Raw genomic sequence first — 17,103 nt, 5'->3', positions numbered from 1 at the left:
ACCCGAATCCTTCGTGTTTTCGCTATCGTTCTCTTGCAAAACTACTATAAATTTAATCGACCACTTTCCGAAATAATCGTCTTGAGAGCACGAAACGATCCAACCACCACTTCGAATTGACCTTATCGAAAATTACTCCGCGAGAAGAGGAAGCGTGTGCAAACTCAGTTTCCGAAAGCACTAATCCGACATGAGTTACTTTCTCTTGGTTAGGTGACGCCGAAAAGAAAATTAGATCACCGGCCCGCATTTCATTATGAGTGACAGGGGTTCCAAGTTTCGTTTGAGCGCTAGATGCGCGAGACATTCTATTTTCCGGAACTCCGATTCTGCCGTCCGTCAATGCTCTATACGTAAATCCGGAGCAGTCCGTACCTGTCTTTGCGGCTGCCGCCCATTTATAAGGAGTTCCTACCCATTCCCCGGCCACTTTGCGTAACATAGACGAGGATAATGTTTCCCAATTCTGTTTTGGAATGCTCGGTTCCGGATACGGTTCGTTGGGTTCGGGTAGATTCGGCACTAAAGGCGGTTCTCTAACCGGCTCGAACTTCGGGCGGTCACCGATTACAATTTGGCCGATTTCGTTTAACGAATTTTCAATCGCTCTTGCTTTCCCTAATGCGAATCCGTTCGAGCTCGACCCTTGGTTATAAACCGTTTTCAGATTCGAAAGAAGGATATAAGATCCGCCTTCCAACTTATCGTCCAATACTGATTTGAAATCTTTTTCCCAACGGACGAAAGTTTCCCTTTTTCCCCGTGGACTGAATTGTTTTAGAATTCTGGTGGCGAGTCTATTTTGCGGAAAATCGACCAACTTACCCGCCGATAAGGCGCGTCCTCCCGCGAGGACGGAAAACCCGGACCATTGTTTTTCTAACGCAGCTTCCAGGAAACGATTTCGGACTTCCTCTCGAATGCCGGCTAATTTTGTTTCTTTTAAATACAAAGCGATATACGGAAAATCTTCATCGCTAAGATCTCGAGTGGCGGACGGAGGAATTGCGTCTTCCGCCTCTTCGAAACTAAGTCCTGCGGTTTGTGCGATATCGATTTTTAAAATTAGATCCGCTACTTTCTCCGGCTGTAAACCTTCCAAAATTGCCCAAGGGACGATTTTCTTCGTGATCGCAAGGACATCTTTGTCGCCGGATCTCTTTCCGATTTTTTGGAACACCGTATTCTTAATCAGTAGGGTCTGTCCCCTAGAGAAATCATCCTTTAGTAGGTCTTGAAACGGATCCGCAACCAAGGGCAGTTGAAACATGCAAAGCAGAATGAAGATTGAAATTATCGATTTCATCTTACCCCATGCATCCAATATTCTAATTTTTTTCGAAATAGGAATAAGACGACTCCTACGATTCCGGGAAAGATAACGAAGATTAGAAAGAATACGGGCAGGTTTTCACGTCCACCCATAAGGCCTGCCAATTCACCCGCAATCAAGTGCCCGAAGAAGCTGGAAAGAAAAAAGATTCCCATCATCATGGATGCCATTCTAGTGGGAGCCAGCTTTGTGATTAAAGATAAGCCCACAGGGGAAATTAAAAGCTCGCCGATCGTATGGAATAAAATCGCTAGAACGATCCACCCGGAAGAGAATTTACCGTCCGATACTGAAGTTACGACGGAGAGAACCAAAAAACCGCAGGCTAAGGTTATCAGCGCCGTACAAAATTTAGTGACGCTTGAAACATGAATTCCCGAAGTCTCTAATTTTCTCCATGCCCATGAGATCGCCAACGAAAATAAAATGACAAAAATAGGATTTAAGGATTGGTAATTTGCCGCGGGAATTTCCCAACCGTAGAAATTACGATCCACGTATCGATCGATGATTAGGTTCAAGGAAGATCCCATCTGCTCGAACGAAGCCCAAAATACGATCGTCACGCTCGAAAAAACCAGAATTGCGCGTATTCTTCCTGCATCCACAAAGCCGATCGATGAACTGTTTTCGCTCTCCGAATTTTTCGACTCGATCTTTGGGCTTTTATTTTTATCCGGGAAGAAGGCTTCTCCAGCGATCTTTCTTCCAAGAAAAGCGAAAATAAGTAATCCGGTAAACATTCCGACGGCTGCGACTCCGAATCCATAATGCCAACCGTAAATATCTGCGATATTTGCACACGCCCAAGTTCCTAACACTGCGCCGGTATTGATTCCGAAATAGAAAATCGTAAAACCGGAATCTTTAAGATCGGACTTTCCTTCCAATTCGTAAATTCTTCCCACCACCGTTGAAATGCATGGTTTAAAGAATCCGTTCCCTAAGATTAAAAGAACCAAACCCAGAAAGAATGTCATTCTTCCGTCGATGGCTAAGGAAATGTGTCCGAACATCATTAAAAGTCCGCCCAGAAAAATGGACGATCGATAGCCTAAAAAGCGGTCTGCCAAAAATCCTCCGAAGATCGGAGTTAAATAAACGAGTCCGTTATAGACTCCGTAAATTCGATTTGCTTCAGGGTCGGAGAGCAGCCATACCTTAGTTAAAAACAAAACGAGCAAGGCCCGCATTCCGTAGAAGGAAAATCTCTCCCACATCTCGACTAAGAAAAGAATAAAAAGCCCTTTCGGATGTCTTAATTTCCCTTGGCTCTCGACTGCCATTGAGGCTCCTTTATATTGGATTCAAAATTTGCATATCGTGCGGCTACGAATAAATGATCGGATAGTCGATTTAAAAATTTCAAAGTTTCAGGATAAATCTCCACACCCGAATCTTTCGCTTTTACTAATTCTCTCTCAAGTCTACGGGTTACAGTACGGCTTATATGCAAAAATGCTGAAGCCTGCGAACCGCCCGGTAGAATAAAATGCTTGAGAGGAGCGAGAGAATTTTGCCATTCATCGATTTCGTGTTCCAGTCGAAGCGTGTCTTCTTCCAACAAACACGAAGTGCCGTCATCCTTTCTATAACCTGCGAGTTCGGATCCTAATTCAAATAAAAGATTTTGAATTCGCTCCAAGCTGGCTCTTAATTTAGAATCCGATTTAAGAAATGCGCTAGCTACTCCTATCGACGAATTCAATTCGTCTGCGGTTCCATACAATTCGACACGGTTATCCGCTTTAGAAACTCTCGATCCGTTAGCTAGGGAGGTTGTTCCTGAGTCGCCCTTTTTCGTGTAGATTTTCATATAAATAGGGAATTAGGGGACAAAATTCCCGAATGCACTAGAAATTTCCCTAGGAAAAGGATAGGATATAGGAAAAAAAGTTGCAGATTGATCAAAAGGGAGTATATTTGAATCAAAATTTCCCTTATAGGTATTATCGTCTTTGATGATTTAGTCCTTTAGGAGAAATTATAAAAAAAGTCCGCCCCTTCGGAAAATTAGGGAGCGGAAATTCGCAGTGGAACCCGGTGAGCCCGGGGGGCTCCCCTCCCCCCAAAGAGCCGGAAATATAGGTGCGGACGGATCCGTACCTCATCTACAGGGAGGTTGTTGATGATTATCAATCACAACATTAGCGCTCTTCGTACGAATAATGTACTGAAGACGGTAAACCAAGACCAAGACAAAGTCGCAGAAAAGCTTTCCACCGGAATGCGTATCAATCGTGCCGGAGATGATGCTTTGGGATTTGCCGTATCCGAGAGGATGAGAACGCAAATTCGGGGTATCGCTCAGGCGGAACGAAACGTAATGGATGGAGTTTCGTTCATCCAAGTGACGGAAGGAAACTTGGAACAAGTGAACAATATTCTGCAAAGATTAAGAGAGCTTTCCGTTCAAACTTCAAACGGAATTTACTCGGACGACGATCGAAAATTGGTTCAACTTGAAGTGGATCAACTTATCGATGAAGTGGATCGATTGGGAAAGACGGCAGAATTTAATAAAATTCGACCGTTAAGCGGAGCCTATTCCAAGGAATCCAAGAATCCAATCCAACTTCATGTCGGCCCGAATCAAAATGAGAAGTTGGAAATTTTCGTGGATGCTATGAATGCTGCCGCTCTGCAATTGGAAAGCAACGGCAAAAAACAAACATTATCCACGCCGGCTTCTTCCAACTCGATGATCGGCATTTTGGATAATGCAATCCAGCGAGTGAATAAACAGCGGTCCGATTTAGGCGCTTATTATAACCGGCTGGAGATTACGGCGGAGGGTTTGCAGGCAAATTACATCAATATGGTTTCGGCGGAAAGTCGTGTTCGAGACGCAGACGTAGCGGAACATATTGTGGAATTTACGAAGAATCAAATACTGACAAAAAGCGGTGTTGCCATGCTTGCACAAGCAAATATGCGACCCGAACAGGTTGTAAAACTTTTGAGCGAGCGATTTGGTTGATTTTCTATTTCGAGACCGGCTCGATGCTTGAAATAAAACTTCGCTTAATATTTCGCAGGTTGAACGTAATATCCTGATTGGAAAGCCCGCAATTTTGCGGGCTTTTTTATACGTAGTTAAAAGTGTACATTAATACTAGAGAAAGGATTATTTTTCATATATGAATTCCGAAATCGCAAGCTTACGATTTTTAGGAGCGGTCGGTACCGTCACAGGTTCCAAGTATCTCCTCCGCGTCTTGGGCAAGAATATATTGATCGATTGCGGCTTATTCCAAGGGATTAAGGAACTACGTTTACGAAATTGGGAAGCTCTTCCACCCGAAGCGGGACGAATCGATGTTATCCTTTTGACCCACGGACATTTGGATCATACGGGTTACTTGCCGAGGCTGGTGAAATCAGGATTTTCCGGAAACATCTTCGCAACCGCACCTACTCTCGACGTTGCGGAGATTATTTTGAAGGACAGCGCCCATCTTCAAGAAGAGGACGCGGATGCTGCAAACCGTCACGGATATTCGAAACATTCGCCGGCTTTACCTCTCTATGAGATGAAAGATGTAGAAAAGACGATCTCTTTCTTTCATAGACAGGAAATAGGAGTTTGGTTCGAATTATTTCCGGGGATACGAGTTCGCTTTTTCTATGCAGGCCATATTCTAGGCGCCAGTTCCATTGAGATTCAAGTGGGTGGGAAAACGTTTTTGTTTTCGGGAGATTTAGGAAGAAAAGACGACCCTCTTTTGTTTCCCCCCGAGAAACCGAAACACGCCGATCTACTTTTGATCGAATCCACGTACGGAAATCGTCTCCATTCCGGCGACTCCGAGGAAAAATTAGCGTCGTTGATAAACGAATTCTCGGAGAGGAAAGGAACCATAATCATCCCGAGCTTCGCAGTCGAACGAACTCAGCTCCTAATGTATCTCCTTTGGAAATTGAGGATCGCGGGAAGAATTCCCCAAACGCCGGTTTATATGGATTCCCCGATGGGACTTCATATTCTGGAAATATTTCGTCGTTACGGTGCGGATTGGCATAAAATTAATAAATCGGATTTAGACGCGATGTGCGAACAAATTACGATCGTTCAGCATGCTGATGAAACCAGACATATTGCGGCCCTCAAGGGCCCTAAGATCGTAATAGCGGGCAGCGGAATGGCCACCGGCGGAAGAGTGCTTACATATTTAGAGGAAACTCTGAAAGATTCAAATTCCTTGGTTCTACTCGCGGGATACCAGGCGGAAGGAACTCGTGGGCGGAATCTTTTAGACGGCAAAAAAGAAATTAAAATACGAGGGAAATGGCATCCCGTTCGATGCAGTATCGATATCATTGACGGGTTCTCAGCCCACGCAGATCAAGCGGAACTAGTCGATTGGCTATCGGATCTAAGAGGATCGAATCCTAAAGTATATATCGTTCATGGAGAAAAGGACGGGGCTGAAGGATTGGAAAAGAAAATTAAGGAAACGTACGGTTGGGAGCCGATGATTCCCGAGTATAACTCGGTTGCTTATCTTCCTCTTCAATAATACGACGACCAATCGTATTTAGTTTCCCGGACCATTCGAATCTGGGAAACTAAATACCGTTAATTTCCTAGAGTTTATCTGCCTGAGCCTTATACTTTTCGGCTTCCTGGGCGACTTGCTCGGAAAGTTGTTTGTACTTCTTTCTCTCGGCATCTTCGGAAGTCGACTTGCCTCCCCGATTCAAGTTGCTTAAAGTTTTATATTTTTCCGAAAGCTCCTTTTGGTCTTGAGCTTTCCGAAGAAAATAATCCTTCGCTATTTTCTTCAATTCGGGAGTGGTCGCTTCTGCGATTAACAGTTTTTCCAAATCGCTAAATGCATAAACGCCGATCGTCGGAATGATAGCCAACAACAGGATGGTTGCGAATAATTTTTTCATAGTGTCTCCACGGGCTTTGTAAACATTTTCTCGGCAATAAATACCGAATCGATTACATTATACGGATGACGATCATCTTGATCAAGATTAAAATTTTATTCGCTTAACATTTGAAATCTTAATCGTCTTTTGCACCGCAAAAGACGATTAAGAGAAACGTAATTTCTTTATCGTATATTTTTTGACAATTATTCTTGGCAAGCATGTCCAAATCGATGCGGAGTCTTGCCCTCAGTCGATCTAAACCCTGAAGAAAGTGAGCAAGCCTATGAAAGTGTCTTTTTTTTAAGCTTCTTTCCTTTTGTTGGAGCCGATTTTCGAATCTCATCTTCGGAAAAATCGTCCTCCGGCAACGTTTCGCTTTCTGATTCGACCTGCGATATTAGAACGTCTTTTTTCTTCGATTCATTTTGCCCGAAATATTTGGAAACAGCCGGTAGAGATTGTGCGAAGGTAAGCTTCCCTTCTTTCCATAATAAATAGATAGGCGGATAGACTAAGAGTTCTAGTAGGAAACTTGTAGCAAGCCCCCCGACCATCGGCGCGGCGATTCTTTTCATTACATCCGAACCGGTTCCGTTGGACCACATGATCGGAAGTAAACCCATCATAGCGGCAAGGACGGTCATGATTTTTGGGCGAACCCTATGAACGGCCCCGTCTATGATCGCATTTATGCGATCTTCACGCGTTCGAACCATTCCTTTTCGCTCGGCAGAATCATAAGAAAGATCCAAATAGAGCAGCATAAAAACGCCGGTCTCGGCGTCCAAACCCATCAACGCGATCATTCCCACCCAGACCGCTACCGATACATGATAATCCAAGATGTAGAGCAATCCCACTGCGCCGATCAACGAAAACGGGACGGCTAGAAGAACTATAAGCGTTTTCGCATATGATTTCGTATTAAAATACAATAGAAGAAAAATGATAAATATAGTAAGCGGCAGAATGTATCTCATTCTTTCGCGAACTCTCAGCATATTTTCATACTGACCGCTCCAAAGGATAGAGTAGCCTGCCGGGAGCTTGATCGAGTCGGAAACTTTTCTTTTTGCCTGATCTACGAAGCCTCCGATATCGGAAGTGGAAGGGTCCACATAGACATAGCCGGCTAAAAAGCCGTTCTCATCTCGAATCATCGATGGTCCGGTTTTGGTTTTGATATCCGCGATTTCTCCGATAGGGATATGTCCGAATTCTTGGGTCGGAACCAGAATCGATCGTATTTTTTCGACAGAATCCCTAAGTTCGCGAGGATAACGAACATTAACCGAAAAACGTTCTCTTCCTTCGACGGTTTGAGTTACTTGCTCTCCTCCGATGGCTGCGACGATAATTTGTTGCGCCGCATCCACGGAGATATTGTACCTGGCGAGTTTTTCCCGTTTAAGCTCTAAATCCAAAAAGTAGCCGCCGGCAGTCCGTTCCGCAAAAACGCTTCGCACGTCCTTATTAGTCTTCAGTAAAGTTTCGATTTGAATTCCTATCTTTTCTATTTCCTCGAGAGAAGAACCGAGGACCTTGATTCCGATAGGAGTTCGCATTCCTGTGCTTAACATGTCGATTCGGGTTTTTATCGGCATTGTCCATGCATTCGTCGCTCCGGGAAATTGCATTTCTCGATTCATCAGCTCGATAAGCTCGTCCTTGCTCAATCGTTCGTTTACGAAAGGTAAAAATGGGAGCTGCAGAATTCTCGGCCAATTAGAGTAAAAACGATTTGCTGTTCTCCATTCATCCTGAGGCTTTAGTAGAATTACCGTTTCCATCATTGAGAATGGAGCGGAGTCCGTAGCCGTGTCCGATCTTCCCGCTTTTCCGAATACGCTTTTTACTTCGGGAAACGATTTGATCTTCTTATCCATTGACACCATCAGCTTTTCGGCTTCGGCAACTGAGATTCCTGGAAGTGTTGTCGGCATATACAAAAGGGATTCTTCATACAGTTGGGGCATAAACTCTGACCCTAAACTTAAATAGACCGGAACCGTCATAAAAACCAACGCCAGCGCGGAAGCGATAATGGTTTTTGGCCTTTCCAAGACCCAGTGACAGGCCGGTTCGTAAAGTCTGAAAAGAATCTTACTTACCGGATGTTTTTCTTCGGGATAATATTTTCCTACAAACAATGTAGTCGCAACCTTTGAAAGTACCGCGCTCTTGAATCGAAACGGCTCCATCCGAGTGAACAGCATTCGAAAAGCAGGATCGAGTGTTATTGCAAGTAAGGCTGCCACGGCCATCGCTATATTCTTAGAATAAGCTAATGGACGAAAGAGTCTACCTTCCTGATCCACCAGAGTAAAAATCGGGAAGAAAGCCACTGCAATGACTAACAAAGAAAAGAATACGGACGGACCGACCTCGAGCAGCGCTTCCAGGCGAACCATATGATAATCGCCTTTCCTTCCACCCGACTCCCATTCCTCCAATTTCTTATATGCGTTTTCAACCTCAACGATGGCGCCGTCCACTAATACGCCGATGGAAATGGCCATCCCGGCTAAGGACATGATATTGGCATTAACGTCCAACAGATTCATCGGAATGAATGCTACGATGACCGAAATGGGTATGGTAAGTATGGGGATGATTGCCGACGGGAAGTGCCAGAGAAAGACGAGAATCACCAGAGAGACGATGAGCATCTCCTCCATTAATTTAAATTTCAGGTTGGAAATCGCATGGTCGATCAATTCCGATCGATCGTAAGTGGTGATGATTTCCGCCCCGGCAGGAAGACTCGCCTTGATATCGTTGATCTTGGCCTTAACTCTCTCGATGACTGAAAGCGCGTTCTCGCCGTGTCTCATTACGATTGTTCCGCCGACCACATCCCCTTCCCCGTTCAAGTCCGCAATTCCTCTCCGAATATCCGGCCCGAACTGTACGGCGGCTATATTCTTTAAGAGTACCGGAGTTCCATTAACGTCCGTTGATAAAGGAATATTTTCGATGTCCGTTATCGATTTGAGATAGCCTCGTCCTCGAACCATATATTCGGCTCCGGAAATTTCGAGGAGTCTTCCTCCAGTTTCCTGATTGCTTTCCCGTATTTTCTGAACCAAAGTCTCGAATCCGATATTATAGGAGCGAAGAGCGTTAGGGTTGATTGTGATTTGATATTGTTTTTTAAATCCGCCGATTCCCGCGACTTCCGAAACGCCCGGCACCGAATTTAGCAGATATCGAAGATGGAAATCCTGATACGTTCTTAAATCAGCGAGGGAATTATTCCCTGTCGTATCGACTAAGGCGTACTGGAACACCCACCCGACTGCGCTTGCATCCGGCCCTAATTCCGTTTTCACTCCTGCGGGAAGCTGAGACTGAATCCGCGATAGATATTCCAGCACTCTTGAACGGGCCCAATAGATATCGGTGCCGTCCTGGAAAATCACGTAGACATAGGAAAATCCGAAATCGGAAAATCCCCTTACTACTTTGATCTTCGGCGCTCCCAGCAAAGATGTTATGATCGGATACGTAACTTGGTCTTCTATTATATCCGGACTTCTGTCCCACCTGGAATATACGATAACCTGAGTGTCCGAAAGATCCGGAATCGCATCCAGCGGAATCGTTTTCATCGAGACGTAGGCTGCTACAAGGACTCCCAGCGTAAAAAGAAGTATAAGAAATTTATTATGAGCCGAAAAGCGAATGATATTCTGAATCATATGTAATTACAACCTCAATGACTGTGAGCGTTATTCCCGAAGCGGATCTTCGCTTCGGAATCGATTAAAAAGGTCGATTCGGCGACAACGCGTTCACCTTCCTTTACTCCGGAAATGACTTCGGTCCAAGAATCGACGGTCCGGCCCGTTTGAATTTCCACAGGTCGAAAACGATCGGGACCGGTCTGAATATAGGCCATCTTTCTCATACCGGTATCCAGGATCGCCGAGGTCGGTAAGGTTAAAATGGCGGGCAGTGATACTTCGATTCTGGCTTCACCGAACATCTGGGGTTTCAATAGATGTTGAGGATCGGACACTTCGCTTCGCAATCGCAACGTTCTACTATTTTTATCCAGAATCGTGTCGATACTTTTGATTTTGCCTTTGAATTCCTTATTCGGATAAACGTCCGTCTTGAAGATAAACGGCAAGCCAACTTTGGCGGTCGAAAGATCCGACTCATAGATTTGCGAATAAATATGGGCTCGTCCCGCCTTACCTCCCAAGATTAATTCGGAAGGCTCTCTTTGTTGGGAAGACCAGACTCGAATTTGATCCGTGGATAGGCCTAATTGTCTAAGGCGCATTTGTAAATTTGTCAAGCTGATCGAAGATCCAGCCTCGGATATGGCTTCCGAAGATCGAAGAGCTTCCTTATATTCGGTTAGGGCCGCGTATAGCTCCGGATCGTACGCAACGTTCGAGTATACGGTCAACTTCTTGATCAAATTTCTGCGAAGTACCAAGTCCGTCTTAATACCGATCGATTGCTGTTTTTCGGCGGAAAGAAAGATTTCGGAAGGCCCTTCTTCCCTGCGAGAGGCGTCGATCGCTTCCTCGGACGAGTTAGGAATCGTTTCTTTCTTTGATGATTCTATGTTCGGCTCGGTACTCGAATAATTTTGGTGAGCCGGATCGGCTTCTTTCTTTACCAAATCCATCCCACAGATCGGACAAGTCCCGGGGCGATCCGAAGTATAAGTCGGATGCATTGGGCAATAATAAATTTCTTTCTTCTTTCCGCAGGAGACTAGTAAAAGAAATAAGGATACCACACCTGCAATAACTGCGAATTTCCCGGAATACTGGAAAGATCTTGAGCTAAGCTCGCTATTCTTATTTGTACGTCTCATTCGCGACCTCTTCCCAATGTGACTTCCGGTTGATGCTTTTCATGCTTAGGAACTTTCTGGTCTTGGTAAATTAGGCTAAGAAGCTTGAGCATATTTAAGATGGTTTCATTTTTGCGCTCGCGTAGATCTTCCAATCGGATCTTCGCATTTAAAACTTCCGTCTGGGCAAGAAGAGTATCTTGGATATTTGCCTTGCCTGGAGCGTAAAGTGACGCGCTCGCTCTCGCAGCTTTTTCCATCTCCGGTATCAGTTTCTTTTCGATGATTTGAATTTGATTGGAAGTTCCTCGGATCACCTCTATTCCCCGATTGATTTCCGAAACCATCTGGGCGCGAGTCTTATCTACCGCATCCTTTCCGACTTCGGCCAGGTGTTCCGTTTCGCCGGTTATCGAATTCCATTTCAAAGCTGACCAGACCGGAACACGCATATTGATGCCGAAGCTGAATAAATCGCCCCTATATTCGGTGGTATCCATCAAACTATAGTTTAGCGGACCCGTATCCGCCGAGAACGTTTGGGATTTTCTCTTCATGTATGAAAAGAATACCTCCGTTTGCGGAGCGAGGGAATATTTTGTCAATTTAGTCTGCTCTTTCAGTCTCTTCTCTTCGGCCAATAATATCTTATAATCAGGAGTTTCCTCGACTGCGGGAACTCCTGAATTTGCCAAGCCGTTCAATCGCTGAAGACTTTCTTCTAAAAACGAATCCAAATTAATCTGAAATAAATCGGCAAGAGAAACCCGATCTAATACCTTGTAGTATTCGAGCTGAGACGTTAAATCCTTTAAATTTGTGCCGTACTCCGCTTCCTTTTCTAATGCATCCGTCTTTGCGATAGAAGCCTTCAGGGCTCCCGTCAAAGGCACAGTTCCCGCGGAATAATATCCTTCGGCAATGGATTTCTGCGCATTAAGTAAATCCAAAATTCTGCCATTGATTTGTTTTTTCTTTTCAATCCGTTGAAAGCGATTTAAGCGAATAAAGAAATCGCCTAGCATTCGATTGACTCCGACCAAATAGCCGAGAGTCGCTTCGTTCTCCATAATTTTGGAAATTCTTTTTTCAGTGCCGAGCTTCCCGGGAAAAGGAAATTCTTGGGAAACGGAGAATTCCATACCCGTCATCGTAGGGGTATCCAAGGCCCGGTTCCCGTTCAGAGAGTAGCCGTTGCGAGTCGGATAATTTCGATACGCGAATCCTATCTTCGGATCGGGTAGAATACCGGATGCGTCCGAATGCGATTTATGTGCATGGGAAACCCCGGCTAATGATTTTGCTTCGGGATGTTCCGTTGCAAGAATGTCCAGAATTTCTTCTAGTCGTTTCGCTTCGGAGAAGATCGGAAGCGAAAATAGGAAAAAAATAATAATAGAAAATGTGCGTATAGCGCTCATAAATCCTCCTAAAGTTCGTCAGGGAATTAAGAGCGAGGTATTAAATTAAGAAAACTTGAAGAAGGCTCGGCGAGCGGGTTGCGGAAAAAAATCGAATTCCATCGGCACGGATTCGCCCTTGCTCGAGGATGATTTGAGAGGCGATTCTGATGGGGAGAACGGAAAATAAGTGAATGAACTGAGATTTTATTTTTTCCAGCGATATTCGGTGAGCGGCCGCTTCGAAGGATGCGGTCATTCCCTTTTGGCAGCAATCGGTTCCGGAGGAATCGGAAGACGAAGATTTCTCTTCAGCTTGGGAAGATTTGTGGCAGGGAGGTAGGTCATCTCCTGACGAAGAACTTTTGATTCCTATCGATGCAGTCCCGACAGGACAAACTCCTAACAGACTAGTTAAAGAGGCGCAGGTAATCTGCACAACAAAACCGAGCGCAAGTACGAAACCGATCGTCTTTTTAGGAGAAAACTCCATTTCAACTAATCTGACTGTTTCCAAAACGGATCTGTCAAGAAAAAAAGCTCCGGCTGGATCTCGAATCCGGTAAACAATAAGAATGAGCTAGTTCGAAATATCCCTTCGATAGAAAGGATTACTTAAGATTAAACCAGTCGGTAAGAAGGCTTGTATTCTGACGTACAAGTCTCCCGGACGAAACCGATACGTTCCTGTTTTCTTGCCGTACGATCTAGACAATGTCTCTCCGTTCCTACCGATAAAATCAACGCTTAAAGGAGTTTCCTCAAATTCGTAAAAGACCTCTCCCCCATTCCGGATTCCGAAAGCTTTAACCTTTGGATCGCTCAGAACTCGGGACATTTTTCTAACGCAAGCGTAATTACCGTCTTTGAGGGCTGCGAGAACATCGTTCTTATCCACGGAGTTCGTGTTTAAAAGAATGTACCGCATAAGGGATTCACCATCTTCGTCGTACCACTCGGTGGCAATTTGACGTAAGCTAGGAAATCCTGTTTTTGCGACTTTTAAGTATTCTTCCTTCGGAAGATAATGCAAGTCGTCCCCTGCCATGCAGAAAGAAGATACGCCAAGGCTCAGCAATTGATCCCAATAAGTAAGTATATCTCCGAACGGTGATAGTACTTCGATTGCATTGTATCCTCTTAGTCTTTCCAGAATTCCCAGAGGAAAACTATCGTTTAGTAGCGGATGATTGATTGCGACAAATGCGCCTTTTTTCCGAAGACTATCGATCTCCCATTGTATATTTTCGGGAAAAGCGAATAAGGGAAAAAAATCATGGTCTGCTTCTTCGACACCCAAAACGGTGAGATGCCTCTTTACAAGATTTCTCCCCCACTCGTAGCCTGGGATTTGGGCCGTCTTATTTGATTCTACTTTAGTTACTCTTTCATAATCCGTGAACGCGAGAATTTGATATCCATTCTTGGAATAAACCTCTAGGATTTCTTCCGGTGAGTTTCTGATTGGCGTAAACCAAGCCTGATTGCTATGCAAATGAATTGCAGTTTTAACCCATTTCAGTTTAGTCGATTTTAGATAGGGATCCTGGATTTCCCGTCCTCCGGATTGAATATTATCCGGGATCAATTTCGGTTTAATATCCGAACGTAGAAAAAAAAGACTCCACGCATTGAACCCCAAGATGGTTACGATGATTGTGGCGAAAATACCCAGGAGAGATCGTTTCCAGTTTCGGAAATTCATTTAAATTCGGTCCATTTCAGGCGTTACGGTGTTTGTTATCATGGCGGCGTATTGACCTAATTGCTGCCCATAGGATTTTTAATAAAACTTTTTTTCGGCTTTAAAAAGGTCTTTGCTTATTCCAGCTAACTCACTTTTTGGTTTCTACGAAAGCACGATTCTCGTGTTCTTGAAGGTAACGGATTAGCAATACTATGAAAGATAAGCGTATAGCGGTGATCATTCCCGCTTACAACGAAGAGATTACGATTCGCGAAACGATTCTCTCCTTTTACAAAGAATTACCTAATGCCGTTTTTTGGGTGGTGGATAATAACTCCAAAGATAAAACAAATCTGATCGCGACGGAGACATTTAAGAAACATAAAATAAAAGGTTCGGTCTTGTTCGAGAATAGACAGGGAAAAGCCAATGCGGTTCGAAAGGCTTTTTCGTTAGCGGATGCGGATATTTATATAATGTCGGATGCGGACACTACATATCCCGCCGAAGAAGTCAGGAAATTGACGGACGAATTAATTAAGAACGAACTCGATATGGTAGTCGGCGATAGATTAAGTCGGGGTGATTATAGTCGGGAAAATAAGAGAATGTTCCACTCTTTAGGAAATCAACTCGTCATTAGGCTGATCAATTTTCTTTTCAGCGTCAAACTGCGCGATGCGATGAGCGGGTATCGCGTATTTTCTAGAAAATTCGTAAAGAATTATCCGATTTTAGCTTCCGGTTTCGAATTAGAAATCGAAATGACCTTGCATGCCTTGGATAAAAGGTTCGCGATTCGGGAGATTCCGATCCAGTACAAGGATAGACCTTCCGGTAGTTTCTCGAAATTGAATACGTTTCGGGACGGCTATCGAGTCGTTAATAATATTCTCTGGATTTTTAAGGATTATAAACCGATGCATTTTTTCGGTTTCTTGTCGGTCCTTGCGTTTATTGCCGCGATCGCTTCGGGGAGTCAGGCAGTATGGGATTATTGGAAATACAAATACGTATATCATGTCCCGCTCGCCATTTTGGCCACGGGTTTAATGATCGCATCCATACTCAATTTTTCGATCGGACTGATTTTGCACACGGTTGCTAAGATTCAACGATTCAATTTCGAACTTCAATTATTGAAATACAAAGAAGAATAGATCTCCGATGGATCTCACCGCTTGCGTTTAAAAGGGCGAGATCATTATCGAACGGTTAGAATCGTCTTAGATATTATAAGACCCGTAATAGCACCAATCCGCCTTCCGTTTCTATCGGGACAAATTTACGATTCGGGTAAAGAAAAATCAATTCCGTCTGGCTATTTGCATTTCCGATAATAAACAGTTTCTTCCCTTCAGGAGGATGATTCAGCAAATCCGATTCGTCCTTAAATTTATAACTTCCGACGATATGGATCGGTTGGTCCCGATAGAACATCGGATAAAAGGAAAGATACTTATAAAAAATGACCTCCCCTCCTTCTTCTCGAACGGCTCTATCGAATAATCGTAATGTTTTCCCCTGGAGCAGATCGATTACTTTCGGAGCAAGCGTCACTGAAAGAGAAATTAGGAACACGAGTAAGGTTACCCAGACCGGAAAGATGAATTTCCCGGATAAATCGCCTGGAGTTACGCTTCTAACCCGAAAATATGCGAATAAGATCCCTGCTAAAAGAACTAAACCGGGAATCGAATCGATAATTCCGAATTCGGGAAATACTTTTTCATCGGAGAATCCTGATCGTATCAAATAATTCGCAAGTATCGGAAGTCCTAAAAATAAAACGCTTACTATGCAAGAAAATGAAAGAAAGGAAAGAATAATCCATTTTTTAAGCACAAGCTCCGCCCCGAATCGTTCCAGAACCAATGCTGTGAAGAAGGAAAGAGGAAAGTAAATCGAGGAAGAGTAATGGGGAAGCTTGGTCTGAACGATGGAGAAAATAATCAATACGATTCCTGTCCAAGCGATCATTAGCAACGAAACCTGGCGAATCCCGTCTTCTTTTAAAATTTCTCGTCTGCCCTTGGAAATATATGCGAACAGAAACGGAGTCCAGGGAAAGAATCCGATCAATGCCGCGATGAAATGATAAAACCAAGGACCGGTATGCGACTCCAGGGACTTGGTTAATAGCTTTCTCTGGAATTCCAGAAATCCTTGTAAGAATTCCTCGCCATGAAGAAGGTAATCCGTTAAATAATAGACCGAGACTGCTCCGATAAAAACGACCGCACCGATTGCGGTATGGATGATGGAGATTTGAAATCTTCGTTCGAAGATTCTCATCGCTATAAACGATGCGACCGGAATGCAGAGACCTAGAGGACCTTTCGCGAGAACGGCTAAGGCCATACTGGCAGAGGCGGCGATAAGCCATTTCCAAGCTCCGGGAGTTTGTTTCCGTATATCCGTATCATATAAACAAAGTCCGACGGCGCCTAGAAAGATGAAGGTATTGAATAGATGATCGATATATGCCGTTCTTGCGAGAACCAACGGAAGTAAAGAAGAAGAATACAAAAGGGCCCAAATGATCCCGAACTTGGATGAACGGAGTCGTTTTCCAAAAAAATAAATCGTTCCGAAAGCTAACACTGCGCTTAAAACGGAAGGAAATCTCGTTCCGAATTCGTTCAGTCCGAACGTAAAATAGGAAATTGCGGCCAGCCAAAAATACAAAGGCGGTTTTTCGGTAAATAACTGACCGTTGACGGTGATTCTAAAAAAATCCCCGGATACGAACATTCCTTTGGACGCAGCTCCGTAGATATTCTCATCCCAATCAATCAGAGGAAACGAGCCTAAACCTAGAATCAGAAAGAGAAAATATAAACTAAGTAAAAAGAAAACAGAGTCGAATCTGAACTTCAAAAAATTCTCCCGGGATTGAAACCCAATTTGGAAATTTCCGGATTGCGGGTTATCTACCCTGTTTTATTGGAAGGAGCGAATCCGATTTTTATCCTAAATTGAA

The 17,103-nt window shown here is 44.0% G+C and carries 13 protein-coding genes; 3 read left to right on the top strand and 10 right to left on the bottom strand.

The window, feature by feature from the left end:
• Window positions 1–52: 52 nt before the first annotated feature.
• The 3 genes from LEP1GSC058_RS01905 to LEP1GSC058_RS01895 are packed head-to-tail and all read right to left on the bottom strand — an operon-like array spanning window position 53 to window position 3,149.
• Window positions 53–1,306, bottom strand: a complete 1,254-nt coding sequence (locus LEP1GSC058_RS01905) for a C40 family peptidase (protein ID WP_016547948.1) — start codon at window positions 1,304–1,306, stop codon at window positions 53–55.
• Window positions 1,303–2,619 (bottom strand): peptide MFS transporter, encoded by a 1,317-nt coding sequence (locus LEP1GSC058_RS01900; RefSeq protein ID WP_016548117.1) that lies wholly within the window; start codon window positions 2,617–2,619, stop codon window positions 1,303–1,305. The genes LEP1GSC058_RS01905 and LEP1GSC058_RS01900 overlap by 4 nt, the downstream gene beginning before the upstream one ends.
• Window positions 2,592–3,149 carry a cob(I)yrinic acid a,c-diamide adenosyltransferase gene (locus LEP1GSC058_RS01895; RefSeq protein ID WP_016547928.1) on the bottom strand — a complete coding sequence of 186 codons (558 nt, stop codon included), beginning with the start codon at window positions 3,147–3,149 and terminating at the stop codon, window positions 2,592–2,594. Before LEP1GSC058_RS01895 ends, LEP1GSC058_RS01900 begins: the two co-directional genes overlap by 28 nt.
• A gap of 312 nt (window positions 3,150–3,461) precedes the next feature.
• Between LEP1GSC058_RS01895 and LEP1GSC058_RS01890 the strand changes: the two genes are divergently transcribed.
• Both LEP1GSC058_RS01890 and LEP1GSC058_RS01885 read left to right on the top strand, forming a co-directional pair.
• A complete protein-coding gene (locus LEP1GSC058_RS01890) occupies window positions 3,462–4,313 on the top strand; it encodes a flagellin N-terminal helical domain-containing protein (protein WP_010419434.1) in 852 nt (283 codons plus the stop codon).
• A gap of 160 nt (window positions 4,314–4,473) precedes the next feature.
• Window positions 4,474–5,853, top strand: coding sequence for an MBL fold metallo-hydrolase RNA specificity domain-containing protein (locus tag LEP1GSC058_RS01885; RefSeq protein WP_016548071.1), 1,380 nt, complete (start codon window positions 4,474–4,476; stop codon window positions 5,851–5,853).
• A 67-nt stretch (window positions 5,854–5,920) separates the two neighbouring features.
• On the opposite strand, the gene LEP1GSC058_RS01880 is transcribed toward LEP1GSC058_RS01885, so the two are convergent.
• The 6 genes from LEP1GSC058_RS01880 to LEP1GSC058_RS01855 all read right to left on the bottom strand — a co-directional run bounded on the left by LEP1GSC058_RS01880 (window position 5,921) and on the right by LEP1GSC058_RS01855 (window position 14,138).
• Window positions 5,921–6,232, bottom strand: coding sequence for a hypothetical protein (locus LEP1GSC058_RS01880; RefSeq protein WP_016548268.1), 312 nt, complete (start codon window positions 6,230–6,232; stop codon window positions 5,921–5,923).
• 266 nt (window positions 6,233–6,498) lie between these two features.
• Window positions 6,499–9,918, bottom strand: coding sequence for an efflux RND transporter permease subunit (locus LEP1GSC058_RS01875; protein ID WP_016548191.1), 3,420 nt, complete (start codon window positions 9,916–9,918; stop codon window positions 6,499–6,501).
• Between the two features lie 14 nt (window positions 9,919–9,932).
• Window positions 9,933–11,054: an efflux RND transporter periplasmic adaptor subunit gene (locus LEP1GSC058_RS01870; RefSeq protein ID WP_016547846.1), complete on the bottom strand. Its 1,122-nt coding sequence runs from the start codon at window positions 11,052–11,054 to the stop codon at window positions 9,933–9,935.
• Entirely contained in the window at window positions 11,051–12,454 is a 1,404-nt protein-coding gene (locus tag LEP1GSC058_RS01865; protein ID WP_016547826.1) for a TolC family protein, read from the bottom strand. Before LEP1GSC058_RS01865 ends, LEP1GSC058_RS01870 begins: the two co-directional genes overlap by 4 nt.
• A gap of 40 nt (window positions 12,455–12,494) precedes the next feature.
• On the bottom strand, window positions 12,495–12,950 hold the full coding sequence (locus LEP1GSC058_RS01860) for a hypothetical protein (RefSeq protein WP_232224592.1): 456 nt from the start codon (window positions 12,948–12,950) through the stop codon (window positions 12,495–12,497).
• 63 nt (window positions 12,951–13,013) lie between these two features.
• Window positions 13,014–14,138: a CehA/McbA family metallohydrolase domain-containing protein gene (locus LEP1GSC058_RS01855; RefSeq protein WP_016548056.1), complete on the bottom strand. Its 1,125-nt coding sequence runs from the start codon at window positions 14,136–14,138 to the stop codon at window positions 13,014–13,016.
• Window positions 14,139–14,332: 194 nt separating this feature from the next.
• Between LEP1GSC058_RS01855 and LEP1GSC058_RS01850 the strand changes: the two genes are divergently transcribed.
• Complete coding sequence (locus tag LEP1GSC058_RS01850) at window positions 14,333–15,280, top strand: glycosyltransferase family 2 protein (RefSeq protein WP_016547994.1); 948 nt, start codon at window positions 14,333–14,335, stop codon at window positions 15,278–15,280.
• Window positions 15,281–15,353: 73 nt separating this feature from the next.
• Here the strand turns inward: LEP1GSC058_RS01850 and LEP1GSC058_RS01845 are convergent, their stop codons facing one another.
• Window positions 15,354–17,000, bottom strand: a complete 1,647-nt coding sequence (locus tag LEP1GSC058_RS01845) for an ArnT family glycosyltransferase (protein WP_016548134.1) — start codon at window positions 16,998–17,000, stop codon at window positions 15,354–15,356.
• Between the last annotated feature and the right edge of the window lie 103 nt (window positions 17,001–17,103).

This window comes from Leptospira fainei serovar Hurstbridge str. BUT 6 (assembly GCF_000306235.2).
GTDB classification, from domain to species: Bacteria; Spirochaetota; Leptospiria; order Leptospirales; family Leptospiraceae; genus Leptospira_B; species Leptospira_B fainei.
This window is presented reverse-complemented; position numbering and strand designations above follow the sequence as displayed.

Excerpts from the sequence above, each read along its gene's own strand:
- LEP1GSC058_RS01865 (WP_016547826.1), bottom strand. The coding sequence starts at position 12,454 with ATGAGCGCTATACGCACATTTTCTATTATTATTTTTTTCCTATTTTCG.
- LEP1GSC058_RS01870 (WP_016547846.1), bottom strand. The coding sequence starts at position 11,054 with ATGAGACGTACAAATAAGAATAGCGAGCTTAGCTCAAGATCTTTCCAG.
- LEP1GSC058_RS01890 (WP_010419434.1), top strand. The coding sequence starts at position 3,462 with ATGATTATCAATCACAACATTAGCGCTCTTCGTACGAATAATGTACTG.
- LEP1GSC058_RS01855 (WP_016548056.1), bottom strand. The coding sequence starts at position 14,138 with ATGAATTTCCGAAACTGGAAACGATCTCTCCTGGGTATTTTCGCCACA.
- LEP1GSC058_RS01850 (WP_016547994.1), top strand. The coding sequence starts at position 14,333 with ATGAAAGATAAGCGTATAGCGGTGATCATTCCCGCTTACAACGAAGAG.
- LEP1GSC058_RS01885 (WP_016548071.1), top strand. The coding sequence starts at position 4,474 with ATGAATTCCGAAATCGCAAGCTTACGATTTTTAGGAGCGGTCGGTACC.
- LEP1GSC058_RS01875 (WP_016548191.1), bottom strand. The coding sequence starts at position 9,918 with ATGATTCAGAATATCATTCGCTTTTCGGCTCATAATAAATTTCTTATA.
- LEP1GSC058_RS01900 (WP_016548117.1), bottom strand. The coding sequence starts at position 2,619 with ATGGCAGTCGAGAGCCAAGGGAAATTAAGACATCCGAAAGGGCTTTTT.
- LEP1GSC058_RS01895 (WP_016547928.1), bottom strand. The coding sequence starts at position 3,149 with ATGAAAATCTACACGAAAAAGGGCGACTCAGGAACAACCTCCCTAGCT.
- LEP1GSC058_RS01880 (WP_016548268.1), bottom strand. The coding sequence starts at position 6,232 with ATGAAAAAATTATTCGCAACCATCCTGTTGTTGGCTATCATTCCGACG.
- LEP1GSC058_RS01905 (WP_016547948.1), bottom strand. The coding sequence starts at position 1,306 with ATGAAATCGATAATTTCAATCTTCATTCTGCTTTGCATGTTTCAACTG.